Origin of the sequence: Kocuria sp., from assembly GCF_030536815.1 — a bacterium.
Classification (GTDB): Bacteria; Actinomycetota; Actinomycetes; order Actinomycetales; family Micrococcaceae; genus Kocuria; species Kocuria gwangalliensis.
In genome coordinates, this window is record NZ_JAUNPE010000161.1 from 1 (window position 1) to 4,505 (window position 4,505).

General features: G+C 63.7%; 6 protein-coding genes and 1 pseudogene. 4 read left to right on the plus strand and 3 right to left on the minus strand.

All coding sequences use genetic code 11. The features are described from left to right. The 3 genes and pseudogenes from Q4E95_RS11235 to Q4E95_RS11245 form a co-directional block, all read right to left on the minus strand. Nucleotides 1-217, minus strand: a pseudogene (locus Q4E95_RS11235) (galactose-1-phosphate uridylyltransferase); the annotation flags it as partial. A gap of 76 nt (nucleotides 218-293) precedes the next feature. After that, the gene (locus tag Q4E95_RS11240) at nucleotides 294-596 is read right to left on the minus strand and encodes a hypothetical protein (RefSeq protein ID WP_303383391.1); all 303 of its coding nucleotides are present in this window, start codon (nucleotides 594-596) and stop codon (nucleotides 294-296) included. Between the two features lie 235 nt (nucleotides 597-831). Next, nucleotides 832-1,170 (minus strand): hypothetical protein, encoded by a 339-nt coding sequence (locus Q4E95_RS11245; RefSeq protein ID WP_303383392.1) that lies wholly within the window; start codon nucleotides 1,168-1,170, stop codon nucleotides 832-834. A gap of 3 nt (nucleotides 1,171-1,173) precedes the next feature. Here Q4E95_RS11245 and Q4E95_RS11250 point away from each other — a divergent pair, with 3 nt between their 5' ends. From Q4E95_RS11250 to Q4E95_RS11265, 4 genes are all read left to right on the plus strand, one after another. Then, a complete protein-coding gene (locus tag Q4E95_RS11250) occupies nucleotides 1,174-1,455 on the plus strand; it encodes an FAD-dependent oxidoreductase (protein ID WP_303383393.1) in 282 nt (93 codons plus the stop codon). A gap of 9 nt (nucleotides 1,456-1,464) precedes the next feature. Continuing rightward, entirely contained in the window at nucleotides 1,465-2,121 is a 657-nt protein-coding gene (locus Q4E95_RS11255; protein ID WP_303383394.1) for an IclR family transcriptional regulator, read from the plus strand. A gap of 159 nt (nucleotides 2,122-2,280) precedes the next feature. After that, nucleotides 2,281-3,516, plus strand: a complete 1,236-nt coding sequence (locus tag Q4E95_RS11260) for a CaiB/BaiF CoA-transferase family protein (RefSeq protein ID WP_303383395.1) — start codon at nucleotides 2,281-2,283, stop codon at nucleotides 3,514-3,516. A 1-nt stretch (nucleotide 3,517) separates the two neighbouring features. Continuing rightward, on the plus strand, nucleotides 3,518-4,399 hold the full coding sequence (locus tag Q4E95_RS11265; RefSeq protein ID WP_303383396.1) for a hydroxymethylglutaryl-CoA lyase: 882 nt from the start codon (nucleotides 3,518-3,520) through the stop codon (nucleotides 4,397-4,399). The last annotated feature ends 106 nt before the right edge of the window (nucleotides 4,400-4,505 follow it).

The window sequence follows — 4,505 nt, forward strand, 5'->3', positions numbered from 1 at the left end:
CGGCCACCGCGACCCACTCCCCCGTCAACCGGTCGAAGCGCACCTGACCGTGACCCGAGCGCTCGCCCAGCGGGCGGTCGTCAACCACGTGCTCCACGGGTGCGGTGCCACTGTCGCTGAAAAACACGGCCTCCCGCCCGTCGGCCAGGCGGTGGCTTCGGTGCTCGATGAGGGCTGCGCCCGTGGAGTCCCTCGCGGAATCAGCGGCCCTACCCATTGCACATCCCTGCCTGCTCGATGGTGAATGTCGGGTTCACTGTCTCACACGCCGTGCGCATTGGGCCTGCGCACAATCACTGATCGTTTTCCGTCATCTGCTCCCACGTGGTCGATCCGGGCAATGGGCCGCGAGGGTCCAAGGTGTCGTGGTCCGGGTTCGAAACGCGAGTGGGCGGCGTCGTCGGGCTGGGTGTGCTGCTGGCCGCCTCGCTCGAGGTCGAGGGGGCGCTCTGACTGGGACTCGACTCCTGGTCGGCCGAGGAAGTTTCGCAGCCCACCAAGAGCCCACCCATGATCAGCGCCGCCGCCCCCGCTGCCGCCGCCCGGGCCAGTCCGGCCGAGCGAGCTTGTGCAGTGTTCTCAAGTTCACGATTCACGATTACCCCCATAGATTCTGTTGAGCGCCTCATGCGCCTGCCTCGATCTAAACCGCTGGGAGAACGCGATTCATCGGCCTCGGCGAATCTGTGGATAACTCCGGTGGGGCGGTCGGTGATGGGCGGGTGGGCGGCGTCGGCGTGGCCGGAGATGCCGGGGAGAGCGCGCTCGAAAAGGAAGATGGGGTGGTCGCCCAGCAAACCGGGCACAATTCCGGGACCCCTCAAGGTGGGGCTATGGGCGCGGGGCCAGGGGCAGCAAGCGTTCCATCTGATGGAGCGCCAACCGCATTTGTTCTTCTGTAGCAACCGTCAGCCGCTGGAACACGAGCCCATCCAGGGAGGCGAATACCAGCCTCGCAACAGCTTCGTCCGCCTCATACCCGGCGGCGGACAAGGCCCCCTGCATGCGATTGATATAGGCGGAATACAGACGCTCTGCTGCCGGCCTCAGGGCTGGCATCCCTCGTGAGGCCAACACCATTTCGAACTGGAATGCCTGGCGTTCGGGGAAGTGTCGCACCTCGGCAATAACGTTACTGAGTACTTCGACGACGACGTCGCTGCGGCCCAAGTCATGCTCGACAACCTCGTTCCGGGGCTGGAAGTCCTGGACGCCACCGGCCACAACTGGGTTGAGGACCAATACGCGGGTGAGACCTGGCCGATGCACTATGCCGGGCACCTCACGGAGTGCTTCGAGGGACTCCAGCAGCCCGATGGTCGGGTATACCTGGCCGGCGCGGATTACGCCACGGGTTGGGGCGGGTTCATCGACGGCGCCATTGAGAGTGGCCTGACAGCCGCACGTCACGTTCACGATCTGCTCTCTCACCAGCAGGAGTCACCGCGCCCCTAGAGTGGTGCTATGCCATCCCCCGAATCGCCGAACAGCAATCGGAGCCTGGAACGTTTGGCCGCAATTCTCGATGCGGTCAATCATTCCTCCGCTTCCGCGAGTGAAATTGCCCGCCGCACGGGCCTCTCGGTGTCCACGGCTCACCGGTTGGCCTTGTCCATGGCAGAGTACGGGTTTCTGCGCCGCACCGAGAACGGAGACTTCCGCCTTGGTTCTCGCTTTGTCCAGTCAACGCTGGAGAAAGTTGCTCTGCCTGTGTTGACGGCGTTGCGTGACTCCACGGCCGAAAGTGCCCAGTTATGGATCCGCCGTGGCGATGAACGAATATGCGTTCTCAGTTCGGACAGCCGCCAGGAGCTGCGCGCATCACTGCCGCCCGGGTCTCGCCTGACACTTCCCGCCGGTTCGAGCGGCCACCTGCTAACCCATGATCCCGAGGCCGTGGAGCAGGTGGAGGCACACGGGTGGGTGGAATCCTCCGGACGCCGAACCCCCGGGCTGGGGTCTGTGAGCGCGCCCGTGAACCTGCGCGGCCAATTGATCGCCGCTGTCTGCCTGGCCATGCCCCTAGCTCGCGTCACCACATCGCCCGGGCAGGATTTTGGAAAGGACGTGGCCGCCGCGGCCTTACGCATCAGCCAGGATTTGGAACAAGCAGCGCCTTAGCTGCCCCTGGCACCTCTCTCACCCAACCCCCTCGACGTGTTGTCGAGGGGGTTGTTGTGTTCTGAATCACTTGGTATGGTCTTCCCGCCAAACAGAAGTAATATCCCACTCAGTGAGAATATTGGGGTATCCCAAGGCTAGACCAAGGACACAGACACCATGACCGACAATCTGCATTTGGAGGGCAATTCCCTCCCCCTGGAAGGCATCCGCGTCTTAGAACTCGGGAGTTTCATCGCAGCGCCCTTCGCCGCCCGGCTCTTCGGGGATTTCGGCGCAGAAGTCATCAAGATCGAGCGCCCCGACGGGGGCGATGAGTTACGCGACTGGCGCAAGACCCGCGGAAGTACGTCCATGCTGTTCCGGACCCTGGGCCGCAATAAAAAGTCCGTGACTTTGGACCTGCGTTCGGAGACGGGCCGTGAGGCCGCCAAGAAGATAGCTGCCCAGTGCGACGTCGTTATCGAGAATTTTCGCCCCGGCACGCTGGAGAAGTGGGGATTGGGCCCCGAGGTGCTCACCGATCTCAACCCGGACGTGGTGATGGTGCGAATCTCTGGCTACGGTCAGACCGGCCCGTACCGGAACCGCGCCGGATTCGGCAGCTCAGCCGAATCCTTTGCCGGCCTGCGGTACATCACCGGTGAGCCCGACCGCCCCGCCGGTCGCGCTGCCGCTTCAATGGGTGACACGGTAGCCGGACTGTACGGGGTCATCGGCGCATTAATGCTCATGCTCCAAAAAGCTCGCGGCGTGCGCTCCGCAGGTCCGCAGGTCGTGGACGTCGCCCTCTACGAAGGCGTGTTCAGCCTCCTCGAATCGCTGGTTCCGGATTACGACGCGTACGGCATGGTCCGCAAGCGTACCGGGGGTCGGCTGCCCGGGGTGGTCCCGACCGGTTCCTATCCATGCTCGGACGGCCTCGAAGTGGTCATCGGAGGCAATTCCAATTCCGTGTTCGTCCGCCTGATGCACGCCATTGGTCGGGGGGATCTTGCCGCCGATGAAACACTGCGCACCACGCAGGCACGCGGCGCCAGAGAAGAAGAACTCAACGGCGCCATTGCAGCATGGACCTCAAGCCACCCGCTCTCCGAGGTTCTGGAACTCCTTGACGCCGCCGGTGTTCCGGCGGGGCCGGTCTACGACGCGCCGGCCATTGCCGAGGATGAGCACTATCTGGCCCGTGACATGATCCAGACCCACGAGGTGGTGATCGAGGACGAACCCGAGATGATCCGATTCCCCGGTGTAGTGCCCAAAATCCCAGGTCACGAGGGTCGAGTCCAATGGGTGGGCCCGGAACTGGGCGAGCACACGGAGCAGGTGCTCCAGGATCTCGCCGGCCTGAGCTCGGATCAGATCGCGGACATCACGCTGCAGGGGGTGCGCTGACATGCGGGCACAGATCACCGATGTATTTCTGCGCGACGGACTTCAGGATGAGGACGTGATTGTCTCCACCGCAGACAAGGTGGCCGTGGGACAGGCCCTGGTGAACGCGGGGCTGAGCCGAATGGAAGTCGCCTCGTTCGTCAATCCCAAGAAGGTCCCGCAAATGGCCGACGCCGCAGAGGTTCTGGCCGGAATGCCGACGGCCTCCGGCGTCACGTACACCTCGCTGGCCCTCAACGGTCGCGGAATTGCCCGGGCCGTGGCTGCCGGTGCCACCGACATTCAGGTGGTCACCTCGGCCAGTCAGGCCCACAGCAGCGCGAATGCCGGGCAGGGTATCAAGGAGGCGCTGGCCGACCTCGCTGCGGAAGTCGCTCAGTATCCACAGATCCATTTCTTCGCCGGGATTTCTACGGCTTTCACGTGCCCGTTCGAAGGTGAGATCGACCCCGCACATTTGCTGCGGGTGGTCCGAGCATTCAAGGACATGGGTATCACCGACCTCGGCCTGGCCGACACGCTGGGCACCTCGCCGACCGAGCAGGTCATGGGTTCTCTGGACCACGTGATCCAGGCGGAGCCGGAACTCACCTATTCATTGCATCTGCACAACGCTCATGGCCAAGCGCTGAAAACTGTCAGCACCGCGATCGACCGTCTGGGAATCACGCGTTTCGACAGCGCGCTCGGTGGGTTCGGTGGTTGCCCCTACGCTCCCGGGGCCCACGGCAACATTGCCACCGAAGAGCTGGTGCGCCACCTTCATGCGTCCGGCCACGACACCGGTATCGATGAAATCCGGCTTGACGAGGCGGTCGCCCTGGCCCGCGATGTGGTGGCTCACTCACCTGCGATTTCCGCGGCACTGCCGGCCTCCCGATAACACCTCTCTTCGCTAACCCCACACATGCCCACGGGCACCAACGACCACATGACCTAGGGGACACCGATGTCCACAACACGTTCCGATTCCACGTCCACCGAATTCA

Coding starts and splice junctions, on each gene's coding strand:
- Q4E95_RS11255 (WP_303383394.1), top strand. CDS start 1,465: ATGCCATCCCCCGAATCGCCGAACAGCAATCGGAGCCTGGAACGTTTG.
- Q4E95_RS11260 (WP_303383395.1), top strand. CDS start 2,281: ATGACCGACAATCTGCATTTGGAGGGCAATTCCCTCCCCCTGGAAGGC.
- Q4E95_RS11265 (WP_303383396.1), top strand. CDS start 3,518: ATGCGGGCACAGATCACCGATGTATTTCTGCGCGACGGACTTCAGGAT.
- Q4E95_RS11250 (WP_303383393.1), top strand. CDS start 1,174: ATGCTCGACAACCTCGTTCCGGGGCTGGAAGTCCTGGACGCCACCGGC.